Origin of the sequence: Marinobacterium halophilum, assembly GCF_003014615.1 — a bacterium.
GTDB lineage: Bacteria > Pseudomonadota > Gammaproteobacteria > Pseudomonadales > Balneatricaceae > Marinobacterium > Marinobacterium halophilum.
In genome coordinates this window covers 25,867-49,521 of the sequence record NZ_PYGI01000006.1, presented here as the reverse complement: position 1 = coordinate 49,521, position 23,655 = coordinate 25,867, and the positions used below count along the sequence as shown (strand labels likewise).

Here is a 23,655-nt window from a genome sequence, read left to right as displayed (position 1 = left end):
CCATGAAACTGACCAAACGCCAGACCGAAGTACTCGAGTGCATCAGAGATCACATTGATACAACCGGCTACCCACCCACACGGGCCGATATTGCCCTGAAACTGGGCTTTCGCTCCGCCAACGCTGCCGAGGAGCACCTCAAGGCACTGGCTCGCAAAGGGGCCATCGAGCTGACCAAAGGCACATCGCGCGGTATCCGCCTGCCGGAAACTGACACCAGCACCCGCGTTGAAGGCTTGCCCATCATCGGCCAGGTTGCTGCGGGCGAGCCGATTCTCGCTCAGGAGCATGTCGAAGACCAATGCACCATATCAGCCGATTTCTTTCGCCCCCGCGCCGACTATCTGCTCAGAGTCAAAGGCATGAGCATGAAAGACATCGGCATTCTCGATGGCGACTTACTGGCCGTGCATCAAACACCCAACGCCCAGGACGGGCAGGTTGTAGTTGCCAGGATCGGCGACGAAGTCACGGTTAAACGCTTCAAGCGTGATGGCCGCAAAGTATTTCTCATTGCAGAAAACGATGATTTTGCCCCGATCGAAGTGGATCTCTCCGAACAGGAACTGATCATTGAAGGGCTTGGTGTAGGCGTTATTCGCCAAGGCAACTGATACCGGATCAGATGAGCCTGGCCGCCATACAGGACAGCGCCCAGGCCATAATATTGAGACGCAGCTGAAACCTGCTCACCACTCCTGCATATTGGCGCGCAGACGTTCTAGCAGGTCACGAAACGCCTGCAGCCAATCGTTATATTCAGCCAGCACGTCCCGATCTTCCGCATGATTGGGGTTGATCTGCAGCACATGAATTTCCGACACACTCCCCTCACGGGCAACAGGCTGGGCTTTATCGTCAGCTGCATCCCAGCACGACTGGTAGGCCGCCAGCATTTTGTGCAGCCAACTGTTTGTATCCCGCTCCAGAATTTCCAACTCATGCGCTTCTGGAGACTCCTGAACGGTCGCTTCCAGCTGTTCGACAAGATCAGAAAAATGATGGATGCGAGACACATCCAGATTGTAGTTTTCTGCAATTTCCCGCAACAGTGAAGTATAACCGCTGGCTAAAAAGAACAGCACCGACTCGTGATAAGACTCGATACGCGGATTCTGACTCCACTGCGGAGACTCCTGCGCCTGTACCAACGCCTTGATGTGCAAGCGGGCAAAATTAAGCTTCTGATTGGTACGTACCGCGTAGATATCACTCATCATTACTGCTCCCTTTTGTGCCTTTGATTACGGCGGATCAGCGTTTGCTGCCCCGCTCCTCCTGCCAACGACCGTCCCGATAGAAAGCCTTCCAGCCCGTCGCCTTACCTTCAACCTCAGACATCACATACTGCTCTTTGGTCTTGCGGCTGAAGCGTACCACTGCCGGATTACCGTCAGGGTCCTTCTGCGGCGCATCCATCAAATATGCATACTTGGGATCGATTTCGCTTTTGTGCGGTACCAGCTCGGAAACCAGCGGCGCACGCGTTTCACGCTTTTTGGGAAACTGGCTTGCAGCCAGGAACAGGCCACTGGCACCATCACGCAGTACATAAGTATCTTCCACTTTCTGACACTGCAACTCAGGCATCGGCACCGGGTCCATCTTGGGAGGTGCTGCCTCACCGCTTTTGAGCAGCTTGCGGGTATTCTTGCACTCGGCATTGGTACAACCGAAGAACTTGCCGAAACGGCCGGTTTTCAACTGCATCTCGGCACCGCACTTGTCACACTCAATGCTGGGACCATCATAGCCCTTGATGCGGAAACTACCGGCTTCAACTTCAAAGCCACTGCAGTCAGGGTTGTTGCCACACACATGCAACTTACGCTTTTCATCGATCAGGTAAGAATCCATCGCTGCATCACAAAGCTTGCAACGGTGCTTGTTGCGCAGAATACGGGATTCTTCTTCATCATCACCATCAACACTGACCACCTCATCACCGGGGATCAGGTTAATAGTCGACTTGCAGCGCTCTTTGGGCGGCAAACTGTAACCGGAACATCCCAGGAACACGCCGGTGCTGGCGGTTCTGATCATCATCTGACGGCCACATTCAGGGCAAGCAATATCAGTTGGCGTCGGCGTATTCGGCCGCATGCCATGCTCTTCGCCCTGCGCATCCTTCAATTTTTCAGTGAAGCCCTGATAGAACTCGTTCAGCAGTGCTTTCCAGTCCACACTGCCCTGAGCCACTTCATCCAGACGCTGCTCCATACGCGCCGTGAAACTGAAGTCCATCAGATCGCCGAAGTTCTCATTCAAACGCTCGGTAACGATATCACCCATCTTGCACGCATAGAAACGACGACCCTGCACCTGGACATAGCCACGATCCTGAATCGTGGAGATGATCGACGCATAGGTTGATGGACGACCGATTCCGCGCTTCTCCAACTCCTTGACCAGACTGGCTTCGCTGTAACGCGGTGCCGGTTTGGTGAAATGCTGCTTGGGATCCAGCTCCACCAGTGACAACGTTTCACCCTGCTGGATATCCGGCAGAATGATATCTTCGTCATTGCGTCCCTTGGACGGCAATACACGGGTGTAACCATCAAACCGCAGAATACGCCCCTTGGTGGTCAGCTCGTACTCACCACAACGCACATGGATACGGGTACTGGTGTAACGAGCCGGAGTCATCTGGCAGGCCATGAACTGACGACGAATGAGGTCATACAAACGCTGAGCGTCCGGCTCCATCCCCTTCAGCTGCTCAACACTGAGCTCAACATCAGACGGACGGATCGCTTCATGTGCTTCCTGCGCGCCTTCCTTGCTGCTGTAGCTGATTGGCTGTTCCGGCAGATACTCATCGCCATACTGCTGCTGAATGAACTCACGACAGTTGGCAACCGCTTCCGCACTCAAGTTGGTTGAGTCGGTACGCATGTAGGTAATATAACCGGCTTCATACAGACGCTGTGCCAACATCATTGTCTTCTTAACACCGAAGCTCAGCCGCGTACTGGCGGCCTGCTGCAAGGTAGACGTAATGAAGGGCGCAGACGGCTTGCTGCTGGTCGGACGGTCTTCGCGCTTATCAACCTGATAGGTGCCAGCACGCAAGCGGGCCAGGTGCGCATCGGTTTCGTCGCCACTCAGTGGACGGAAAGCCTTGCCGGCATGCTTGCTGACCTGCAAACGCAACGCAGTCTCGGTGGCAGCTTTCGTATCAGCGTGTACTTCCCAGTATTCTTCAGGGATGAAGGCGCGAATTTCACGCTCACGCTCGACAATCAGGCGCACGGCAACCGACTGAACACGACCGGCCGACAGACCACGGGCGATCTTTTCCCACAACAGCGGTGACAACATGTAACCGACGACACGGTCAAGAAAACGGCGCGCCTGCTGAGCATTAACGCGATTCAGATCCAAGGTGCCGGGCTCTTCAAACGCCCCCTGAATCGCTTTCTTGGTGATCTCATTGAACACGACACGCCGGTAGCGGCTTTCATCGCCCCCGATCGCTTCACGCAGGTGCCAGGCAATTGCCTCCCCTTCGCGGTCCAAATCCGTTGCCAGATAGATTTCATCGGCATTGCGCGCCAGTTTGCGCAGCTCTTCGACCACTTTTTCCTTGCCGGGAAGAATCTCATAGTGCGCCTCCCAGTCATGCTCGGGATCAACACCCATGCGGGCGATCAGCTGCTGATACGACTTTTTCTTCTTGTACTCGGCCTTTTCATCCGGCGACATCTTGCGGGTCAACGCCGCCTGGCGAGCACGTTCTTTAGGATCACTTTTACTGGCACTGCCACTGGTCGGCAGATCACGGATATGACCCACACTCGACTTGACCACATACTGGCTGCCCAGATACTTGTTGATCGTTTTGGCCTTTGCCGGTGACTCGACAATGACAAGGGTTTTTCCCATGAGATACAGATCCTTTTTACAACGGGCAACTCAGAAACTGCGAGCATATATAAGGTGTGGTGCCGTCAGCGTCAAGCAGTGTCTAAGTCGAAACATACCAGTTCACGCACGAGTCGCTTACAATTCATCCGGTAACTGATGTAAATTAACTTCTTTTCAGAGTGCCAAACACAATGCTCGGAGACAACCTGTATCTTGTAATCATGATTGCCGGCGTCGGTATACTCGCCCTGGTTGTGAACTATGTGGTCACCAGCCGAGAACAGGAATCCGAAGCGCGCAAGGAACGTCTAGGCTGGTTGAAGACACAGGCTGAACATACGTTAAACGCTCTGTCAGTGCTCAAGGAAAGCGGCTGCCGTCAGGATATCATCGACAAACTTAACCAGCATGCCATGGCCCTGATAGAAGAAATCAGCCTGCTGGCACCGGATTCGGAACTGATGACCCAAATCAGTGAACTGAAGGAAACCAGCGACCGAACCAAAGTTGACAAATCACGCTTCAATAGCGATCGTGCGGTAAAACGCGCACAGATTTACATCAATTTCGCCGAAAAGCTGATCGTCCAGATGGCCAAAGCCGGGAAAATGACCGGACAACTTGCCCGCACCTATCAGCAGGAACTCTATTGGCTCAACGTATCACTGGTAGCCGACGCACACCAACATCAAGCCAATCGATTGTCCGAAATGGGTGACAAACATACTGCACTCACCCACCTCAAACATGCCAAGGCAGTCCTGGTCCGAGCCACTGCACCTCAGCGTCAGAAGCAGCCGAAGCTGGATGAAATTCAAGCCAGTATTGAGCGCATCCAACCCAAACGCAATTTTGGCTCAGGTGCTCTGGCCGAGTCTCTGGACGATTACCTCAACGACTGAACGTTATATTTTAGCTTCGAGCAACGGCTGCACCCATGCATGCAGTTGCTCCAGTCGGTCCGATTCGCCACGTTCATGCCAGTACAGACTCAAATGCAATGGCGTGGACTCGACCCCGACAACATCGTCCGGCAATTGCTGCAGCAATTCAATTATCGACGCCTGCGCAGTTGCCGACAGCCGCTCCGCACCCTTAATCCAGCTCCAGCCATCAGGCAACCCGGCATCATTCAGTGTCGCCAGACGATGTACCTGCCATCCGATCCAGGCATCACGCTCGGCACGCTCGAGATTGGTTCTGACAAAACGATAGGCGGGCACACTGATGGTCTCAGCTTCCATTTCACCCTGCGCCCTCGGCAGCGCAAGGCGTGCCAACTGAACCTGAATCCCCAATTTCCGAGCACGCATTCTCAAGTCGGCCTGATAGCGCTGACGGGGGCTGGGCATGACCCACATGACCGACCCCACCAGTGAGGCCACGATAAATACAATAATCACCCATTCCATACTTTCACTTCCTCACAGGGCTCATTACAGCCAGGACTATTATATTGACGCGCATCATAACCGGCCCCGATCACCGGTAACAGCCAGCAGACATGCATGCATCACATACAGTTGTAACAACACAGTTTATTGATGCCGGTATGGGCTACACGGAAAGGTTGGTGCTATTCTGAGGACAGAATCACCACGTCGCACAGGTTGCTTTGCAACCCAAAGAAAGGATTACGCGCATGAGCATCTATACCCGCATCCTGCTGGCTCTCGACCTCTCCGAAGAGTCCGACCAGCTAGCCACTAAAACAGCGCAGATGGCCAACGCTCTGGGTGCCGAACTGAACCTCATCCATGTCGTAGAGCCCCTCAGTTTCGCTTATGGCGGTGATGTCCCCATGGACCTGACCACCATTCAAGAACAGCTCGATGACCATGCCCGCGCCAAGCTCGATGAGTACGCCGAGAATATCGGCTACCCGGTGAACAAGAAGATTATTGTCACCGGACACACCGAAACCGAAATTCACCGCGCCGCCGAAGATCTGAATACCGACCTGGTTATTGTCGGCAGCCACGGTCGTCACGGACTGGCATTACTGCTGGGCTCTACTGCCAATGGCGTACTGCACGGCGCCAAGTGCGATGTGTTGGCCATTCGAGTCAAAGAGGAGGGTTAATCCCCCTCCTGCATCGCTTCCAGTTCCATCCAGCGCTCCATAAGCGTTTCAAGCTGCTGTTCCTGCTGCTGCATTTGAGCCAGTGTTTCAGCAACCTGTTCGTGGCCACCCGCATAAAAATCCGGTGCGGCCACGACCGCTTGCAGGGCTTCCAGCGACTGCTCGACGGCTTCCATCTGCTCAGGCAACTGGTCCAGTTCACGCTGCAGCTTATAACTCAGTTTCTTGCTTTGACGCTTCTGCGGCTTGACTTCGCCCTTACGTTCATCGCGCTTCTCGACCGCCGCGGCCACCACCGGACGCTGACGCAACCAGTCTTCGTACCCCCCGACATATTCACGAACCTGCGCACCGCCCTCAAACACAATGGAGCTGGTAACCACATTATCCAGGAAGCGACGGTCATGACTTACCAGCAGAATCGTACCGTCAAAGTTCAGCAGGATATCTTCCAGCAGCTCCAGGGTTTCAATGTCGAGGTCGTTGGTTGGCTCATCCAGTACCAGCACGTTCGCAGGCTGACTGAACAGTCGTGCCAGCAGCAAGCGGTTACACTCCCCCCCTGACAAGGCTTTGACCGGCGTTCTGGCGCGTTCGGGACTGAACAGAAAGTCCTGCAGATAGCCGATGATATGTTTCGTCTGACCATTGATTTCAACGCTTTCACGACCACCGGACACGTTATCGATCACGCTCTTGTTCATGTCGAGCTGACCACGAAGCTGATCGAAGTACGCTACTTCAAGCTTGGTGCCCATGCGTACTTCGCCAGCATCAGGCTCCAGCTGACCAAGAATAATCTTCAGCAGGGTACTTTTACCGCTACCATTAGGCCCAATCAAACCAATACGATCACCGCGCTGAACCTTCATTGAGAAGTCCACCAGTAGCGGTTTGTCGGCATAGGTCATGGACACGTTCTTGAGCTCGGCCACCAGTTTGCCGGAACGCTGCCCTTCCTCCAACCCGAAGCTGGCGGATGACTGACGTTCACGACGCTGGGAACGCTCACGACGCATCTTCTCCAGCGCACGCACACGACCTTCGTTGCGGGTCCGACGCGCCTTGATGCCCTGACGAATCCAACGCTCTTCCTGCGCCAGTTTCTTGTCGAACTCGGCGTTCTGACGCGCCTCTTCTTCAAGCAACTGCTCTTTCAGCTCAAGATAACGATTGTAACTGCCCGGAAAACTGGTCAGATTGCCACGATCCAGCTCGACAATTCGCGTCGCCAGCTTTTCAACCAGCGCACGGTCATGAGATACAAACAGAATGGCACCACGGAACTCTTGCATCATCTGCTCGAGCCACTCGATGGTCTCAATATCCAGATGGTTGGTCGGCTCGTCCAGCAGCAGCAGATCTGGGTTCTGTACCAGCGCTGCTCCCAGTGCGGCGCGTCGACGCCAACCACCGGAAAGATCCGCCATACGCGTATTCGCATCCAGTCCGAGGCGATCCAGTACGGTTTCCACCTGCTGCTCCAGATGCCAGCCATCACGCGCTTCCAGCTGATGCTGCAAATGCTCCATCTTGCGCAACGATGCCGCATCCGTTTGATGAGACAGAGCATCGAACGCTTCACGCAGCGCAAGCACTTCAGCCAAACCGCCTGCGACCACATCATGCACCGTGCGCTGATCAGCAGCCGGCAAGATCTGGGGCAGCTGAGCGACACGGATGGCCGGATCCTGCCATACCAGTCCGCTATCAGCATGAATCTCGCCTGATACCAGTTTCATCAGGGTCGATTTACCGGCACCATTGAGCCCAACCAGCGCAATACGCTCACCCGGATCGATCTGAAAATCGATCTCATCCAGCAGCGGCGCAGCACTGAAACTGACCGAAACGCCTTCTAACTTCACCAACGGCATAAAGACTCGCATCCTGTCCTGTAAATATCAGCCGTTAGTGTACCTGAACGGTTATCTTCCCCGCCATGCCGGTATACACTTGGAAGCACGCTCCCCCAGGCAAAAAAGTTGAGGTATTAATGGTTACGCCGCGCAATATTCTGCTGATTGGTTCACTGCTCACGCTACCGGCGCAAGCGATGGCCAGCCAATCGCTGGTCGATCTCCGCCAGACATTCATCCAAAGTTATGATGCTGCAGTAGCAGAGCCCGGCAATGTGAGCGCCGCCCTGCACAAGGCCCTGGGGGTATATCCGCTGTATCCCTACCTTGAATATCAGGTTCTGCGCTCGACGCTGGACACTCAGTCAAATGACCGCATCAACGACTTCCTGCAGCGCAACAGTGATACCCCGCTCTATGGGCGATTGCTGTTTGCCTGGGCCAAACATACCGGCACACAAGGGCAATGGGATCAATTTCAGCAGGCCTGGGAGCGCATTCAAAAGCCTGATACCTCACTCAAGTGTCTGCAGGGCCAGTACCAGTTACAGCAAAGCAATACAGCATCCGCCTGGGAACAGGCGCGTCAACTATGGACGGTCGGCCACTCACAACCGGACATCTGTGACCCGTTGTTTGACGCCTGGCTGAAATCGGACAATTTCACCTCCGCCGACGCCTTGCAACGCTACCGCGCCGCATTGATAGGGGGCCGCGAAAGTCTGGCCGCTTACATCAAGCGTTTCATTAAGGACGAGCAACACCTGGCTGCGGCAACGCACATTCAAGCGCTGTACCTTGAGCCACGCGCATTGCTGGATCAGCCGGAACAACTCACGGCCGACACGACAAACGCTGATGCGCTACTGAACATGGCCGTCAAGCGTTTGGCCAGAAGTGACTTGCAAGCCGCCATCCAGCTCTGGATACGTGACCGGGAACGCCTGAATATCGCCAGCAGCGAATGGGAACCGCTCTCGACTTACCTGGGTGTATGGTTGTCCAAGCGCTTCCCTGATACGGAAGGCCGCGCACTACTCACTCAACTGGACCCAAACAAACAGTATCCCAAGCTGACCGAATGGCGCATTCGACTGGCACTTACGGATCAGGACTGGGCAGCCGTCAGCCAGCTGATCGACAGCTTGCCCGACACCGAACGCAGCAATGATCGTTGGCGCTATTGGCAGGCAATTGCAAACCACCACCTGCAGGATAAACAGCAGGACGCCTTGCTGATATCACTGGCCAAAGAGCGCAGTTTTTACGGTTTCATGGCCGCACAGTTCCTCGGAAAGCCCTACCAATTGAATGACAGCGCCTCCCGCTTCCCGCAGGCACAACTCGATACGTTGGCACAGACTCCTGCCTTCGTCCGCATGCAGGAATTGCTGACACTGGAGCGATATTCCGATGCCCGCTCCGAATGGAATTTGGCGACGGCCGAGATGACTCCCCAAGAGGTCCACCGTGCTGCACACCTGGTCAGCCAATGGGGCTGGTACCACCAGGGGATTCGTGGTGCCATCAGCAGCAAACAGTGGAATGACATGCTGATACGCTTCCCCAACCCCTACCCGGAACTCTATCAGCGCCATGCAGACTCCCAAGCGATTGACCCCGCCTGGGCACTGGCCGTCACCCGCCAGGAAAGCGCTTTCTGGATGGGGGCAAAATCCCGTGTTGGAGCCCGCGGCCTGATGCAGTTAATGCCAGCGACCGCACGTGCGACCGCGCGGCGCCATGACATCCCACTATCCAATCTCGCCGCGCTGTCCGAACCGGATACCAACATCCAGCTGGGCACCGCCTATCTGGGCGAAGTGGCACAACGCTTCAATGGCAATCTGGCCTATGCCAGTGCCGCTTACAACGCAGGCCCCAGCCGCGTCAGCCGCTGGCTGGATGCACGAGGTACACTGCCACTGGATATCTGGATCGAGACCATTCCTTACGATGAGACCCGCAATTACGTACAGAACGTGCTGTCATTCCGGGTAATCTATGAACGCATGGCTGACCAGCCCGTTGCCCTGTTCAGTGAACAGGAATTTGCCACACTGGCGTTGCGCCAACAGGAGTAAAGACACCTCAACGCTGCGTCAGTGCCTGCAAGAACTGACGCAGCTGTTGGGCATCAAATGGCCAGCCCAGTTCAGCACTGCCATCACGCTCAACCAGCACAGGTATCCGGGTAGCGTAACGCTCCATCAGGTCCGTTTCATAGACGATATCGACCAGATCAACCTCGGCTTCGCCAACACTGAGCACCTGCTGCAACACAGCCGCAGCCTCATCACATAGATGACAGCCCTCTGTCGTCATCAGATCCAGATACAACACAACCACTCTCCCTTCGTTGAGATTAACGCAGCATTGTTACCGATCAGCCACCTGCGGACAACGCCTGTACATCAAGATGCAACATGACAGGAATACACTTGTACGCTGAGTACGTGGATAAACACGCCCTACGACCTTTAACGGCTTGCAACCCTCCACGTCAAGCGTCTATGCTCAAATGGCTATCGCGCTACAGGCCAACCAACAGGTAGTGAACAGGGCATCAGCCCGTAGCGGCCGGCAGCCGTGTATTCGCCGGTACTGACGCCCTGATACAGCAGACTGGAAGCAGGCATCTATGACGGACACACACGGCAACATTGCAACAGATCCACAAGAATTCATTAACTATGTAAACCGCGAAACAAATAAAGTACTGGAAATGTTCTCCGCCACCGGTGGGGACGATATTTTACGTCAGTTCACCCACTCCTGGACTGAATTGGCAACCCGCTCATTAGAAGACCCCAGTGTATGGATTCGCGCCATCGCCGACTACCAGCAGGCCCAGTTTAGCCTGTGGCGCAACTTGCTCAGCGGGAGCACCAATGACCAGCCGGTCGCAGAGCCTCCACCGGGGGACCGCCGCTTCAAAGGCGACGAATGGTCCAAGAATCCCGTTTTCGACTACATCAAGCAATCTTACCTGCTCACCTCCCGCATGCTTATGGAGATGGCGCAAAACGCCAAACTCTCAACTCAGGAACAGCAGAAGCTTGAGTTCTATACTCGACAGTATGTTGATGCCCTGTCACCCACCAACTTCGCGCTGACCAACCCCGAAGTACTCCAGCAGGCCCTTGAAACCAAAGGCGCGAGCCTGGTCGATGGCCTCAAGAACCTGCTGAGCGACATCGACAAGGGTCGCATCTCGATGACCGATGAAGATGCCTTCGAGCTGGGTACCAACCTGGCAACGACCGAAGGTGCGGTGGTATTCCAGAACCATATTTTCCAGCTGATTCACTACAAACCGCTGACAGAACAAACCTACGAACGCCCGACCCTGATCGTGCCGCCCAGCATTAACAAGTTCTACATACTGGATCTGCAACCGGACAACTCCTTCGTTCGCTACTGCCTGGAACAGGGACAGGATGTTTACCTGATCTCCTGGATCAACCCGTCTCAGGAAGAGCGCAACCTGAACTGGGATGATTACGTCGGTGATGGCATTCTCAAGGCAATCGACGTGACCAAGGCGATCAGCGGTCAGGACAAGGTCAATGCCGTGTCCTGGTGCGTCGGCGGTACCTTGATGGCGTCGGCACTGGCGGTCATGACCAATCGCAAGGACAACTCTGTCGGCAGCTGCACCTTCCTGACCACGCTGTTGGACTTCAGCGATCCAGGTGACCTGTGCGTGTATATCGACCAGTATCAGGTCAAGCACCTGGAAAACAAGGTCAACAGCGAAGGCATCCTGCACGGCCGCGAGCTGGCCACCTCGTTCAACATGCTACGCTCGAACGACCTGATCTGGTCTTATGTCGTAAATAACTACCTCAAGGGTCAGACACCACCGCCGTTCGATATTCTGTACTGGAACAGCGACCCGACCAACCTGCCGGCCGACATGTACACCTACTACATCCACAACATGTACATGGAAAACAAGCTGGTTCAGCCTGGCGCCATGACCATCTGCGGTGAGCCGGTCGACTTGAGCAAAATCAAGACGCCCTGCTACTTCCTCTCCACCATGGAAGACCACATCGCCCCCTGGAAAGGTACCTTCAAGGCACTGGACCTGTTCAGCAATGCCGAATTCGTTCTGGGTGCCAGCGGACATGTTGCCGGTGTTATCAACCCGGCCAAGAAAAACCGCCGCAATTTCTGGATCAAGGGCACTACAGGACAGGGCCCTGACACTTGGCTGGAAACCGCCGAGCGCCAGGAAGGCTCCTGGTGGAACCACTGGAGCGAATGGGTTCGCCGCCGCGCCGGCAAAAAAGTTGCAGCTCCTGCCGATTACGGTAATGCAGAGTACAGCGTGATCGAACCTGCACCGGGCAGCTACGTGCGCAAACGTCTGGACTGATACCGATAGCAAAACGGGGCCACGAAGGCCCCGCTTTCATACCGACAGACTACTAACGAACGTTAAATGCCACCCATCAGCATGTATTTGCATTCAAGATACTCATCCAACCCCTGGCGCGCACCTTCACGCCCCAAGCCGGATGTCTTGATGCCGCCGAAGGGTGCCAGCTCTGTAGAAATAACCCCTTCATTGATACCGACCATTCCATATTCCAGCGCTTCAGACACACGCCAACAGCGCCCCAGATCACGACTATAGAAATAGGCTGCCAATCCGGAATCGGTGGCATTGGCCATTTCAATCGCATCCGCCTCATCCCTGAATCGGAAAACCGGTGCCAACGGACCAAACGTCTCGTCACGGGCCACGCACATATCGGCGGTCATGTCCCTCAACACTGTTGGTTCAAACCAGGTACGGCCCAGCACGTGAGGCTTGCCACCACACACAATGCTTGCCCCCTTAGCGACGGCATCATCGACATGCGCCTGTATTTTGTCCACGGCAGCCTGATTGATCAGCGGACCCTGCTGTACATCCGCATCCAGACCCGACCCCACTTTCAATTGCGCCGTGCGCTGCGCCAGTCCTTCAACAAAGCGGTCATAGATACCGTCCTGCACCAGAAAGCGGTTGGTGCAAACGCAGGTTTGCCCCGTATTGCGAAACTTGGAGGCCATAGCCCCATCCAGCGCACGCTCCAGATCAGCATCATCAAAAACGATGAACGGCGCATTGCCACCCAACTCCAGCGATACTCGTTTGACCGTTGCAGCACACTGTGCCATCAGCAATTTGCCGATGCCGGTTGAGCCGGTAAACGACAGCTTGCGCACTTTATCACTGCCGGTCAGCACCGCACCCAGCGCCTTCGGGTTACCGGTAATAATATTGAACACACCCGCTGGCACGCCAGCACGCTCAGCCAGCTCGGCCAAAGCCAACGCGGATAACGGCGTATCTTCAGCCGGCTTACATACAAAGGTACAACCCGCCGCCAGCGCCGGGGCCGCCTTGCGCGTGATCATCGCTGCCGGGAAGTTCCACGGTGTAATCGCGGCCACAACCCCAACGGGCTCACGACTGACCAGAATACGGGCATCGGCCTTATGGGTGGGCACCATTTCACCGTAGGCGCGCTTGCCTTCTTCGGCAAACCACTCGATGAAGCTGGCAGCATAGACCACCTCGCCTTTAGCCTCAGCCAAAGGCTTACCCTGCTCTAGCGTCATCAACAACGCCAGATCGTCCGCGTTTTCGAGTACCAGTTCATACCATCGACGCAAGATCGCCGAGCGCTCTTTGGCAGTCGTCTTTCGCCACTGCTTGAACGCAATTTCGGCAGCAATGACGGCCGCTTCGGCATCTGCTTCGACCATCAGCGGCACCTGCGCGATCTCTTCTCCGGTAGCCGGATTGAGTACCGCAAACGTCTCGCCACTTTTCGCGCCTATCCAGTGGCCATCAACGTAAGCCTGCTGACGCAGCAAACGGCTATCCTTGAGTTTCATGTTTCACCTCCAAACAAAGATCTGCACAGGGTTGCAGGTCGGCATTGCACTCCCATGACCGCACGCTTATGCTTGCAGCCTGAAGGAGTGAACAGTCATGACAGTCGGCACGGGATCCATGCCGCCACCATCGCCTCTCCGCCTATTTACACCCGCTAGAGTACAACATTCCACCGTGTTCAGTTTAAGCCAGAAACGCAACGCAGAAGTTCGATATTTGCTACAGCTCGGCTGGCCCATCATGGTGGCACAGCTGGCCCAAAATGCGATGGGGTTTATCGACACCCTGATGTCCGCCCGCGCCGGCACCGAAGACCTTGCCGCCATCGCGCTGGGCAGCAGCCTTTGGCTCCCCGTGTTCCTCGCACTTGCCGGTGTCCTGATGGCAACCACACCCATGGTGGCGCATCTGGTCGGAGCCAACGACGAAGCCCGATCACGCAGCGTTCTGCACCAGGCATTCTGGGTCGCAGCCCTGCTAAGCCTGATCGGGGTAGTCCTGCTGCGCAACGCAGAACCACTGCTGGCACAGCTGCAACTGGCACCCGCATTGCAGGCCAAAACTCAGGCCTATCTGGACGCGATCAGCTGGGGATTCCCCGCCTTCCTGTTCTATCAGGTCATCAGAAGTTTCAGCGAAGGATTCGGCAAAACCCATCCAGTGATGCGCATCGCCGTATTGGGCATGCTGTGCAACATCCCGCTGAATTACATCCTGATTTTCGGCAAATTCGGTTTACCTGCCCTGGGCGGTGTCGGCTGTGGCTATGCCACTGCCATCGTCATGTGGGTCATGCTATTAACCGGCATATTTTACTTACTGAAAAGCACCCGCTTCAAGCCTTTGAAATTACTGAGCAATTGGCAGCCACCCGCCTTTACACAATTATTGCACCTGCTGAAGTTAGGCATTCCGATTGGTTTTTCCCTACTGATCGAAGCCAGCATGTTCTGTGTGCTTGCCCTGATTTTGGCACCACAGGGCGAAATCACTATCGCTGCCAACCAGATCACCATTAGCTACACCGGCATGATTTTCATGGTACCGCTGAGTATCGCCATGGCGTTAACAATACGTGTCGGTCAATTGGTTGGCCGTGGCGACCCGGTCGCCGCCCGCTTTGCGGCCAACACCGGCATATTCATCACCCTGTTTATTGCCACCTTCAGCTGCGTACTTTCCCTGCTGCTGGCACGCCAGATCGCATTGCTCTACACCCCCGTCGAAGAGATTGTCGTCCTTGCAGCCACACTGATCAGCATCGGTGCCGTATTCCAGTTTTCCGACGCACTGCAAGTTAGTGCGGCCGGTGCATTGCGTGGCTACAAGGATACGGCCATACCTCTGGTTATGGTGTTCATCGCCTATTGGCTAATCGGCCTGCCCGTTGGCTACATACTCGCCTTCACCGACTGGGTAGTAGCTCCGCTCACGGCGGCAGGGCTCTGGTATGGTTTGCTGATCGGTCTAAGTGCTGGCGCCGTACTATTAACGACACGTCTAATGCGGATCACGCGCCATGCGATCGATACTACTGATCATCGCCTTACTGCTGAGCGGATGTAGTGCGGAAGGCCCCGAAGCTCAATTAAAGGATTACGCCAAGCGGGTAAGCAACGCCATTGACTATGATTTCGATGTGCAGTTCAACCATACCCTACCTGCCTACCCGCCCAAGCGACTGCAGCAGCTTACCGTGACCGAACAGCGCGAAGGCCTGATCGACGTACTGGATTTACGCCCCTGCGGCCTGCTGGAGCTGATTGGCGAGCGCAACAGCTCTCTGGGGGTAATGGCACCCTCCTCGCAGCGCCTGATCTATGAACTGAGCTTCCTGCCGCGACTGCGACACTGCATCCATGAACTGGACCGCACAGAAGCCAACGACGATACCGAAAACCTGCTGCAACGCCTGCGCCAGATTGAGGAAACAAAACACCGCAATTTGCCCTCGGTGATCAGCAACGCCATTTTCAGCGCCGACGAAATCAGCGCCCAGTTCGCCCTCAATGCAGCTCCATTGACAACAGAGACACTGGCTCAGTCCAGCAACCTGCTGCCTGCCTTTGAACGCTTCACCCATCTAGCCAACATCAGCCAACAAGCACAATGGCCTGAACCGCCCTGGACCCACGATCTCGAAACCAGCTATGCCAGCTTTTATCAGTCCGATTTCGGCGCTGGCTGGCTAAAAAGCCTGTCCCTGCTGACCCAGACACTGGACCAAACCGCAAACGCCATTCATGCACGCCTGGATCAACGCCCGATCTGTTTCAATCGCACACCCACCCCGCAAGCCGCCATTATTCGTACCGTATTCCAGCGCTATTACGCCCAAGAGCTGCAGCCCTGGATGTCCGCTGTACACCGCAATGGCACCCAATGGCGCCAGCAGTGGCTGACATTGCTCGAGCAGCTGCCCACCACGCCGGCTGTCGAACAGTACTTTATGGCACTGTTCGGCCCACAGAATGGCAGCCTGTGGCAAGCCTACACGGAGGCACGCACTCGACACACCGATGCCTGGCAGCGTTTATTGGGAGATTGCGGCATGATGCCTGGTAATTGATGAACACATAAGTTGAGGGAATCCGGTTTTTGGCCCATGATGGAGCCACTGCACCGGAGTGAAAATGGAATTGTCTGCACACGCTTCACGCTTAGCCCGCGCACGTTATGCGCTCACCCTTCCAGTGCTGGCAGCAGTGGCATTGGGTGCGTATGTGCTGGCAGCCGACATCAGCAGCCTCCGCCTGAATAGCACACAGATCGAAAACTATCGCCAAACCTACGGAGACCCTGCCGCTCAGCGCCTGAACGCCTGGCAACAGCTGCTGCGGGATGCAGCCGGACTACCGGAGGATGCAAAGCTGGAACGCGTCAATCAATTTTTCAACCAGGTCCGCTTCATTGATGACCGCGTTCATTGGGGGCAGGAGGATTACTGGGCAACACCGGTCGAGTTTCTGATCAGTAATGGCGGCGATTGCGAAGATTTTTCCATTGCCAAGTACTACACCCTGAAGGCGCTAGGGGTTGCCGAAGACAAAATGAGCTTAACCTATGTCAAATCACTGGAGTTAAACCAGGCCCATATGGTGCTCACGTATTACGCCAGCCCGACCACTATGCCGGTCGTGCTCGACAACCTGATCGGCGAGATTCGCCCGGCGAATCAGCGCCCCGACCTTCTACACGTCTATACTTTTAACGGTGACAGTCTTTGGCTCAGCAAAAAGGGCCGCCGAGCAGAACTTGTCGGCACCTCCGACCGCTTGAAGCCATGGACCAGCGTGCAGTCGCGCGTAGAAAACAATCACATCAATCTCAATTCCAGGGAGCCTTAGGATGTCACTCACAAACCAACTGATCGCAACGGTACTGGCGGTGCTGCTCGGGTTGGTCCTGAGTACCCTGTATATTCTATCGGACAGCTCGCGCGACACCCTGCTTACCCAGCTTGAGTCTCACGCCGAAGACAGCGCCACACACTTAGGGCTGTATCTGGCTCCCTATATGCAACAGCAGGACAAGGCCACCATTGCGACAGCCGTGAATGCGATTTTCGACAGCGGTCTTTATCAACAGATAGAAGTAACCGACGGCCAGAACAACACGCTCTACAGCAAAGCCTATGACACAACCGCCACTATCAACGCTCCCGCCTGGTTCATCCACCTGATACCGATCAAGCCTCCAGAGAAATCACGTCAGATTGCCTATCAATGGCAACAGGTCGGTAGCATTCATGTTCGCAGCCGTGCCGGTTACGCTTACGAAATGCTTTGGCAGGGCGTACGCAATGCATTGATCTTGTTTGTCAGCCTCTCGGCTCTATCAGCTCTAATGCTCTCTTGGCTACTGCGCCACCTTCTGCGCCCGCTGAGCGGCGTCGAACATCAAGCCATGGCACTTTCAAGGCGTGAGTACATCGAACAGCCTACTCTGCCGCGTGCGCGCGAACTGCGCCGCGTTGTAACAGCCATGAACCTGATGGTGCGACAGGTGCAACACATGTTCGACGAACAAAACCGCAATATCGAGTCCCTGCGCAATACCGCCTATCGCGACAGCCTGACCGGACTGAACAACCGCCGCGCTACCCTGAGCCAACTCACAGAACACCTGGAGTATCGCCAGGATTTCGGCCCCGCTTCTCTGATCATGATCCACCTGGATGACCTGCAAGCACTGAATAACTCTTTGGGTGAGGATATCGCCAACCACCTGATCAATAGCTGCGCCCAGACCCTGCAAACCCTCAGCCAGAGTCTCGGCCCCCATGTAATCGGCCGTATTGGCGGTGCTGACCTGGTACTGCTGGCACAGCGCCGCAGCCTGGATGACTGGCAATTACTACTGACTCCTCTGCTACAGCAGGCCATCAACCTTAAACAGCAACAGAACAAGCATGACACCCCCATCAGCCATGTGCTCAGCATCGGCATTGCATCATCTGATGTCCCTACAACAGCCGAAGAGCTCCTGAGCCAAGCCCGACTCGCCCAGCAGGAAGCCGAGCAGAACCGCACATATCCCATCGCTCTGTACCAGACACACCAGCACCAACAAGGCTGGTCTGAGCAATGGCAACAGCACGTTGCCAGCGCCATTAGCAACGAACAGCTTTTTCTGCAGCAGCAAAGCCTGGTTGACCAGCATTGCCACTGCATTCATGCCGAAGTATTTGCCCGTATCCTCAATCAGGATAACGAGCCTTGCCAGGCTGGCGATTTCTTCGGCGTGGCCCGCGATCTGAACCTGCTGGAGAAAATTGATCGTGCCATCGTCAAACATGCCGTACAGCACCTCAAACAGCACCCGGAAGCCGCCCCTCTAAGCCTGAACATTGCCAACCAGACGCTGACCGAGCCGGCCTTCACCGAGTGGCTACTCGACACCCTTGCCAACAGCGGTGAAACGGCGCGCATCAGCATTGAAATCAATGAAACCGCCATCCTGACCCACCTGGAGAGCATCCAGGCACTGCGCCGCGCGCTCGCCAGACTGAGTGTTACCTTCGGCGTAGACAACTTCGGCACCCACCCAAACGGTTTCAGCTACCTGTATGCCCTGAAACCCGATTATCTGAAAATCGACGGCTCACTGATACGACAGCTTGATCAAAGCGATGAAGATCGCTTCTTCGTCAGCAGCTTGATCAGTGTGGCGCACAGTTTGGGAATTCATGCCTACGCTGAACATGTGGAGCGGGAGCCACAGTTGCAGGCGCTTCTGGAGATGAATATCGACGGCACCCAAGGCTATCTGCACGGGCAACCGTCGGCACTCAAGGGATAAAGGGGTTCAGAGCTGCGACCTAACCCATTGCCGCAAGCGGTTTAGATCCATGGCACCCGCCTGACGGGCAATTTCCTGACCGCGATGCAGCAAGAGCAAGGTCGGAATACTGCGTATCTGATAGCGCGCAGACAACGATTGGGCTTCTTCGGTATTAACCTTGAGTAGACGACATTCAGGCTCAAGCTGTGCTGCTGCCTGAGCAAATACCGGCGCCATCACTTTACAGGGACCACACCACGGTGCCCAAAAGTCTACCAGGATCGGTATATCCGTATTGGCAACAACACGCTCAAACGTTGCCGTATCGGCTTCGATTGGCATTGCCGTAAACAACTGAGATTGGCAGCGCCCACACTGGGGCGACTGTTCAAGCCGAGACGGCGCAACACGATTGGTTGCCAGACAACTCGGACAAGACAGGTGCAACATATCATTCATAATGAGAGCCTCTATCCATCGGGTACTGGATAAATAGAGGCTAAGCAGCCGAATTTCAAGGATTAACGACCCTTGAGGTTAACCAGCGCTTCCAGCTTGCGATTCAGACGAACGTCCTTTTCGTTCTTGCGCTGCTGCTGTTCCTCTTCGCGCTTCTGCTTCTGCAGCTCACGACGCTGCGCCTGGATCTCTTTCACACGACCCTGCGCATGTTCAGCTTCACTTGCACTCACAACGCCTGAAGCTTCGCCCTTGAGGTCGATACGTTCAGCACCTTCCTGAACGCTGCGCAGATAGGCCAACGAACGCACATATGTAGCCAGCGCTCGTTTGATGCGATTACGCGCCAGCTTCTCGTCGGCAATCAGGTCCTCCTGGATACCGATTTTGAGCGGGCGCACATTGTCACGACTGAAAGTCTGCGGATACGCCTCGACCAGCTGTTCCAGCGCGGCCTGATTGGCTGCACGGTTTTTAGAGCGATTTTTACTATTGGCAGTTTGGTTCACTGTTTGACTCTCTGTTGTCCCGGTTACTGCCACACTCCGCTTTTCCGCAGCGGACAGTTTGTGTTCACACTCCTGCAGCAACGATTCAACCGTTTGCTGCATATTGATCAGATCTGACACTCAGCCAGCTCCCTTGCGAATAAGATACTCATAGGTCTGATTGTCCAGCACCCGCTGATCAACCAGCTCGTGTCCCAAGAACGTACAAAACTTGGGAATATCACGCTGCGTCGAAGGATCTGTTGCAATCACCTGCAACACATCGCCCGCGGACATCTCGCGAACCGTGTTATGCAACATCATAACAGGCTCGGGGCATAGTAACCCGGTGGCATCCAGCGTCTGATCTATACCGGTTTTATTCATGCGGGTATATGACCCTCCCGACCACACGATTGGGTTGAAACATTCATGTCTGCATCACACATACAGACTTGCGACCTTCCAGAAAGCAATTATCCTGATATAGAGACCATCTCTCAAGGAGTAAGCCAATGATTCGTGTACTGATCGAGCGCCATGTTGCTGCCGAACTCTACGAACACTACGAGCGTGCGTCCCGTGAAACCCTGCAAAAAGCCATGCAGGCACCGGGGTTCATCTCGGGAGAAGCCCTGTACGACACTGCAGACCCCGACCATCGCGTCATTCTCGCCACATATCGTAGCGAGCTTGACTGGCAGCGCTGGTACACCTCGGAAGAACGCAGAGACATGATGGATCACATCACTCCAATGCTGGAAAGTGAAGAGAAAATCACCGTCTTTGCGCATTAACTAGCCGGCCTGATTCAATGACAGCCAGCAGGTGATCTCTTCACGATCATGATACAGCTGACGAGCATCCAGGCGATAACCAATGCCAGCCGCAGCCAGTTCGCGCTGCAGATATTCAAGGCAGCGCTCGACTTCATCGAAGCGCTGCTTCATTGGCAGCTTCAAATTGAACATGGCATTCCGGCACCAGCCGTTGAGTGCCCACTGCAACATCAACTCCGTAACCCTGGCCGGCTTATCAACGATATCACACACCATCCAGTCAACAGGCTTCGGTGGCGCAAATGTGAACGCATCCTCACGGCGGTGCTCCACTTGCCCGGACTCCATCAAATCTGCATTCATCGGACCGTTATCAACCGCTATGACAAACATGTGCTGCTTGACCAGCTGCCATGTCCACCCACCTGGCGCAGCACCAAGATCCACAGCCGTCATACCGCCGGACAGGAACTCATCCTTGCGCCGCACCGGAATGAAATAGTGCCAGGCTTCTTCAAGTTTAAGCGTGGAGCGGCTCGGTGCCTGCTGGGGAAACTTCAACCGCAGGATACCCATTGGCCATGGTGAACTGTTGTCGATACGGGCAACGCCCAACCAACAGGTACGCCCATCAAGAACAAATAACTGCAACCGCCACTCGGCACGCTGCTTGCGCGGCAATAGCAAACCATCCCGACGCAAGGACTGAGCCAGGGCGGAACCGAATTTGCGGGCAAAGCCATGCAATTCACGCCCTTCCGTGGTGTCCGCCACTTCAACCATCAGCTCGCTGGACTGCGGCAAACCGGCGACGTGTCCTGCAATGGGCGTGATACGATCATGAGCCGGAAGATCATCCAGGCGCGACAAACACGCACACCACTGACGGGCAAACACCAACGAGCGGAACCGGAGTGTACGCATCGCCGCCAGCGCGCCATTGGCCTCATAGCAGATGAACAGCACATAGGCTTGTGACGGCTCGAACTGAGGATAACCATAGATGCCAGCTTCGGCACAGCGGGCGGTAATTTCGGCCGCACACTCTTTTTCAAATCCAGAACGGCAATGCAGCAACAGTGTATTCAGATCGGTCATACGGTCTCCTCGAATATGCGCGCACTATAGTAATCCATTGGTCTAATAACAACCGTACAAAAGGCCAAACCACCATCAAAAAGCCTCAAAAACACGACTTGATCCATATCAACTAACTACTGTAAACAAATTTACCTACACGCCTAAAAACCGCAGAAACATCACATTCGCAATGAAGACGCACACTCGACCATCTATTAATAGCTATTTAAGCCTTTTTAATTCATGCAGTTAGTAAATCCCGGCGGAAATTCACTAAATTGAGACGTTTGAAATTGTCCTGCGACAATAAACCACAGTTAAAGGTTCCATCACATTGAAATACCGTGGGTATTCCCAGATAATTGCCGGTGGAACTCTTCTTACTACTATTAGCTTGTTGATGAGAGCCTGACATGAGCACTGCAACTGAACACCCGACTTACAACTACAAAGTCGTGCGCCAGTTCGCCATCATGACGGTGGTCTGGGGCATCGTCGGTATGGGCGTTGGCGTACTGATCGCCGCCCAGCTGGTGTGGCCTGCACTGAACTTTGATATACCTTGGTTAACCTACGGACGTATTCGTCCGTTACACACCAACGCGGTTATTTTTGCGTTTGGTGGCTGTGCGCTGTTTTCGACTTCCTACTATGTCGTTCAGCGTACCTGTCAGACCCGTCTGTTCTCCGACGGCCTGGCGGCATTCACCTTCTGGGGCTGGCAAGCCGTTATTCTGGCAGCAGTTGTAACCCTACCCATGGGTCTGACTTCCTCCAAGGAATATGCCGAACTGGAATGGCCGATCGACATTCTGCTCGCCGTTGTGTGGGTCAGCTATGCCATCGTCTTCCTGGGCACTGTCAAGAACCGCAAGACCTCCCACATTTATGTGGGTAACTGGTTCTACATGGCGTTCATCATTACGGTTGCCGTTCTGCACATCGTCAACAGCCTGGTCATCCCGGTCACTTTGACCAAATCCTACTCGATTTACCCGGGTGCGGTGGATGCAATGGTTCAGTGGTGGTATGGACATAACGCAGTAGGTTTCTTCCTGACTGCCGGCTTCCTGGGCATGATGTACTACTTCGTACCCAAGCAGGCCGAGCGTCCGATCTACTCGTACCGTCTGTCTATCGTCCACTTCTGGGCGCTGATCGCGACCTACATGTGGGCTGGTGGCCATCACCTGCACTACTCTGCGCTGCCTGACTGGACCCAGTCGGTCGCCATGGTAATGTCTCTGGTTCTGCTGGCACCTTCTTGGGGCGGCATGATCAACGGTATGATGACCCTGTCTGGCGCGTGGCACAAACTGCGCACCGACCCGGTTCTGCGCTTCCTGGTGGTATCCCTGTCGTTCTACGGCATGTCCACTTTCGAAGGCCCGATGATGTCGATCAAGACTGTCAACGCGCTGTCGCACAATACTGACTGGACTGTTGGCCACGTACACGCCGGCGCTTTGGGCTGGGTTGCGATGATCTCTATCGGTGCGGTGTACCACATGATTCCGAAACTGTTCGGCAAGGTACAGATGTACTCCGTTGGCTTGATCAACACGCACTTCTGGCTGGCAACAATCGGTACCGTGCTGTACATCTGCTCCATGTGGGTCAACGGCATTCTGCAGGGTCTGATGTGGCGTGCAGTTAACCAGGACGGCACTCTGACCTACAGCTTCGTCGAAGCGCTGGAAGCAAGCCACCCGGGTTACCTGGTGCGCTGGATCGGCGGCATGTTCTTCCTGACCGGTATGCTGCTGATGGCCTTCAACGTTTGGCAGACCGTACGCAGTGGCAGCACCGTCAAGGCTGCTGAACCTGCTGCCCAAGCGGCCTGATTGAGACGAGG

21 protein-coding genes are annotated in these 23,655 nt (G+C 55.0%); 11 read left to right on the top strand and 10 right to left on the bottom strand.

Annotation, left to right across the window (positions count from 1 at the left end):
* Window positions 1-2 precede the first annotated feature (2 nt).
* Entirely contained in the window at window positions 3-614 is a 612-nt protein-coding gene (gene lexA, locus CLV44_RS05410) for a transcriptional repressor LexA (RefSeq protein WP_106591097.1), read from the top strand.
* Window positions 615-689: 75 nt separating this feature from the next.
* Here the strand turns inward: lexA and CLV44_RS05405 are convergent, their stop codons facing one another.
* Both CLV44_RS05405 and topA read right to left on the bottom strand, forming a co-directional pair.
* On the bottom strand, window positions 690-1,217 hold the full coding sequence (locus tag CLV44_RS05405; protein ID WP_106591191.1) for a DUF6586 family protein: 528 nt from the start codon (window positions 1,215-1,217) through the stop codon (window positions 690-692).
* Between the two features lie 37 nt (window positions 1,218-1,254).
* Complete coding sequence (gene topA, locus CLV44_RS05400) at window positions 1,255-3,888, bottom strand: type I DNA topoisomerase (RefSeq protein ID WP_106591096.1); 2,634 nt, start codon at window positions 3,886-3,888, stop codon at window positions 1,255-1,257.
* Window positions 3,889-4,061: 173 nt separating this feature from the next.
* Between topA and CLV44_RS05395 the strand changes: the two genes are divergently transcribed.
* A complete protein-coding gene (locus CLV44_RS05395; protein ID WP_106591095.1) occupies window positions 4,062-4,772 on the top strand; it encodes a DNA topoisomerase I in 711 nt (236 codons plus the stop codon).
* Window positions 4,773-4,775: 3 nt separating this feature from the next.
* Here the strand turns inward: CLV44_RS05395 and CLV44_RS05390 are convergent, their stop codons facing one another.
* Complete coding sequence (locus tag CLV44_RS05390; protein WP_106591094.1) at window positions 4,776-5,282, bottom strand: hypothetical protein; 507 nt, start codon at window positions 5,280-5,282, stop codon at window positions 4,776-4,778.
* A 230-nt stretch (window positions 5,283-5,512) separates the two neighbouring features.
* On the opposite strand from CLV44_RS05390, the gene CLV44_RS05385 reads away from it, so the two are divergent.
* Window positions 5,513-5,953 (top strand): universal stress protein, encoded by a 441-nt coding sequence (locus CLV44_RS05385; protein WP_106591093.1) that lies wholly within the window; start codon window positions 5,513-5,515, stop codon window positions 5,951-5,953.
* Here the strand turns inward: CLV44_RS05385 and CLV44_RS05380 are convergent.
* Window positions 5,950-7,830 (bottom strand): ATP-binding cassette domain-containing protein, encoded by a 1,881-nt coding sequence (locus CLV44_RS05380; protein WP_106591092.1) that lies wholly within the window; start codon window positions 7,828-7,830, stop codon window positions 5,950-5,952. The two genes, CLV44_RS05385 and CLV44_RS05380, sit on opposite strands and share 4 nt — an antisense overlap.
* A gap of 119 nt (window positions 7,831-7,949) precedes the next feature.
* On the opposite strand from CLV44_RS05380, the gene CLV44_RS05375 reads away from it, so the two are divergent.
* Window positions 7,950-9,896 (top strand): transglycosylase SLT domain-containing protein, encoded by a 1,947-nt coding sequence (locus tag CLV44_RS05375; RefSeq protein WP_170069269.1) that lies wholly within the window; start codon window positions 7,950-7,952, stop codon window positions 9,894-9,896.
* Window positions 9,897-9,903: 7 nt separating this feature from the next.
* Here CLV44_RS05375 and CLV44_RS05370 read toward each other — a convergent pair whose 3' ends face one another.
* Window positions 9,904-10,155, bottom strand: a complete 252-nt coding sequence (locus CLV44_RS05370) for a glutaredoxin family protein (protein WP_245912612.1) — start codon at window positions 10,153-10,155, stop codon at window positions 9,904-9,906.
* Between the two features lie 298 nt (window positions 10,156-10,453).
* Between CLV44_RS05370 and CLV44_RS05365 the strand changes: the two genes are divergently transcribed.
* Window positions 10,454-12,196 (top strand): PHA/PHB synthase family protein, encoded by a 1,743-nt coding sequence (locus CLV44_RS05365; protein ID WP_106591090.1) that lies wholly within the window; start codon window positions 10,454-10,456, stop codon window positions 12,194-12,196.
* Window positions 12,197-12,258: 62 nt separating this feature from the next.
* Here CLV44_RS05365 and CLV44_RS05360 read toward each other — a convergent pair whose 3' ends face one another.
* Window positions 12,259-13,710 carry an NAD-dependent succinate-semialdehyde dehydrogenase gene (locus tag CLV44_RS05360; RefSeq protein ID WP_106591089.1) on the bottom strand — a complete coding sequence of 484 codons (1,452 nt, stop codon included), beginning with the start codon at window positions 13,708-13,710 and terminating at the stop codon, window positions 12,259-12,261.
* Between the two features lie 217 nt (window positions 13,711-13,927).
* Here CLV44_RS05360 and CLV44_RS05355 point away from each other — a divergent pair, with 217 nt between their 5' ends.
* The 4 genes from CLV44_RS05355 to CLV44_RS05340 all read left to right on the top strand — a co-directional run bounded on the left by CLV44_RS05355 (window position 13,928) and on the right by CLV44_RS05340 (window position 19,012).
* The gene (locus tag CLV44_RS05355) at window positions 13,928-15,277 is read left to right on the top strand and encodes an MATE family efflux transporter (RefSeq protein WP_245912611.1); all 1,350 of its coding nucleotides are present in this window, start codon (window positions 13,928-13,930) and stop codon (window positions 15,275-15,277) included.
* A complete protein-coding gene (locus tag CLV44_RS05350; RefSeq protein ID WP_106591087.1) occupies window positions 15,231-16,280 on the top strand; it encodes a DUF3080 family protein in 1,050 nt (349 codons plus the stop codon). The genes CLV44_RS05355 and CLV44_RS05350 overlap by 47 nt, the downstream gene beginning before the upstream one ends.
* Before the next feature lie 64 nt (window positions 16,281-16,344).
* Entirely contained in the window at window positions 16,345-17,058 is a 714-nt protein-coding gene (locus CLV44_RS05345) for a transglutaminase-like cysteine peptidase (protein WP_106591086.1), read from the top strand.
* 1 nt (window position 17,059) lies between these two features.
* On the top strand, window positions 17,060-19,012 hold the full coding sequence (locus tag CLV44_RS05340; protein WP_106591085.1) for a bifunctional diguanylate cyclase/phosphodiesterase: 1,953 nt from the start codon (window positions 17,060-17,062) through the stop codon (window positions 19,010-19,012).
* Window positions 19,013-19,018: 6 nt separating this feature from the next.
* On the opposite strand, the gene trxC is transcribed toward CLV44_RS05340, so the two are convergent.
* From trxC to tusA, 3 genes are all read right to left on the bottom strand, one after another.
* Window positions 19,019-19,453 carry a thioredoxin TrxC gene (gene trxC / locus CLV44_RS05335; RefSeq protein ID WP_106591084.1) on the bottom strand — a complete coding sequence of 145 codons (435 nt, stop codon included), beginning with the start codon at window positions 19,451-19,453 and terminating at the stop codon, window positions 19,019-19,021.
* A gap of 62 nt (window positions 19,454-19,515) precedes the next feature.
* Entirely contained in the window at window positions 19,516-20,082 is a 567-nt protein-coding gene (locus CLV44_RS05330) for a ProQ/FINO family protein (RefSeq protein ID WP_106591083.1), read from the bottom strand.
* Complete coding sequence (gene tusA / locus CLV44_RS05325) at window positions 20,083-20,328, bottom strand: sulfurtransferase TusA (RefSeq protein ID WP_106591082.1); 246 nt, start codon at window positions 20,326-20,328, stop codon at window positions 20,083-20,085.
* A 128-nt stretch (window positions 20,329-20,456) separates the two neighbouring features.
* Here tusA and CLV44_RS05320 point away from each other — a divergent pair, with 128 nt between their 5' ends.
* Entirely contained in the window at window positions 20,457-20,738 is a 282-nt protein-coding gene (locus CLV44_RS05320) for an antibiotic biosynthesis monooxygenase family protein (protein WP_106591081.1), read from the top strand.
* Here CLV44_RS05320 and rlmM read toward each other — a convergent pair whose 3' ends face one another.
* Entirely contained in the window at window positions 20,739-21,818 is a 1,080-nt protein-coding gene (rlmM, locus tag CLV44_RS05315; RefSeq protein WP_211298085.1) for a 23S rRNA (cytidine(2498)-2'-O)-methyltransferase RlmM, read from the bottom strand. It abuts the gene before it with no gap.
* 395 nt (window positions 21,819-22,213) lie between these two features.
* Between rlmM and ccoN the strand changes: the two genes are divergently transcribed.
* Window positions 22,214-23,644 (top strand): cytochrome-c oxidase, cbb3-type subunit I, encoded by a 1,431-nt coding sequence (ccoN, locus tag CLV44_RS05310; RefSeq protein WP_106591080.1) that lies wholly within the window; start codon window positions 22,214-22,216, stop codon window positions 23,642-23,644.
* Window positions 23,645-23,655: the final 11 nt, after the last annotated feature.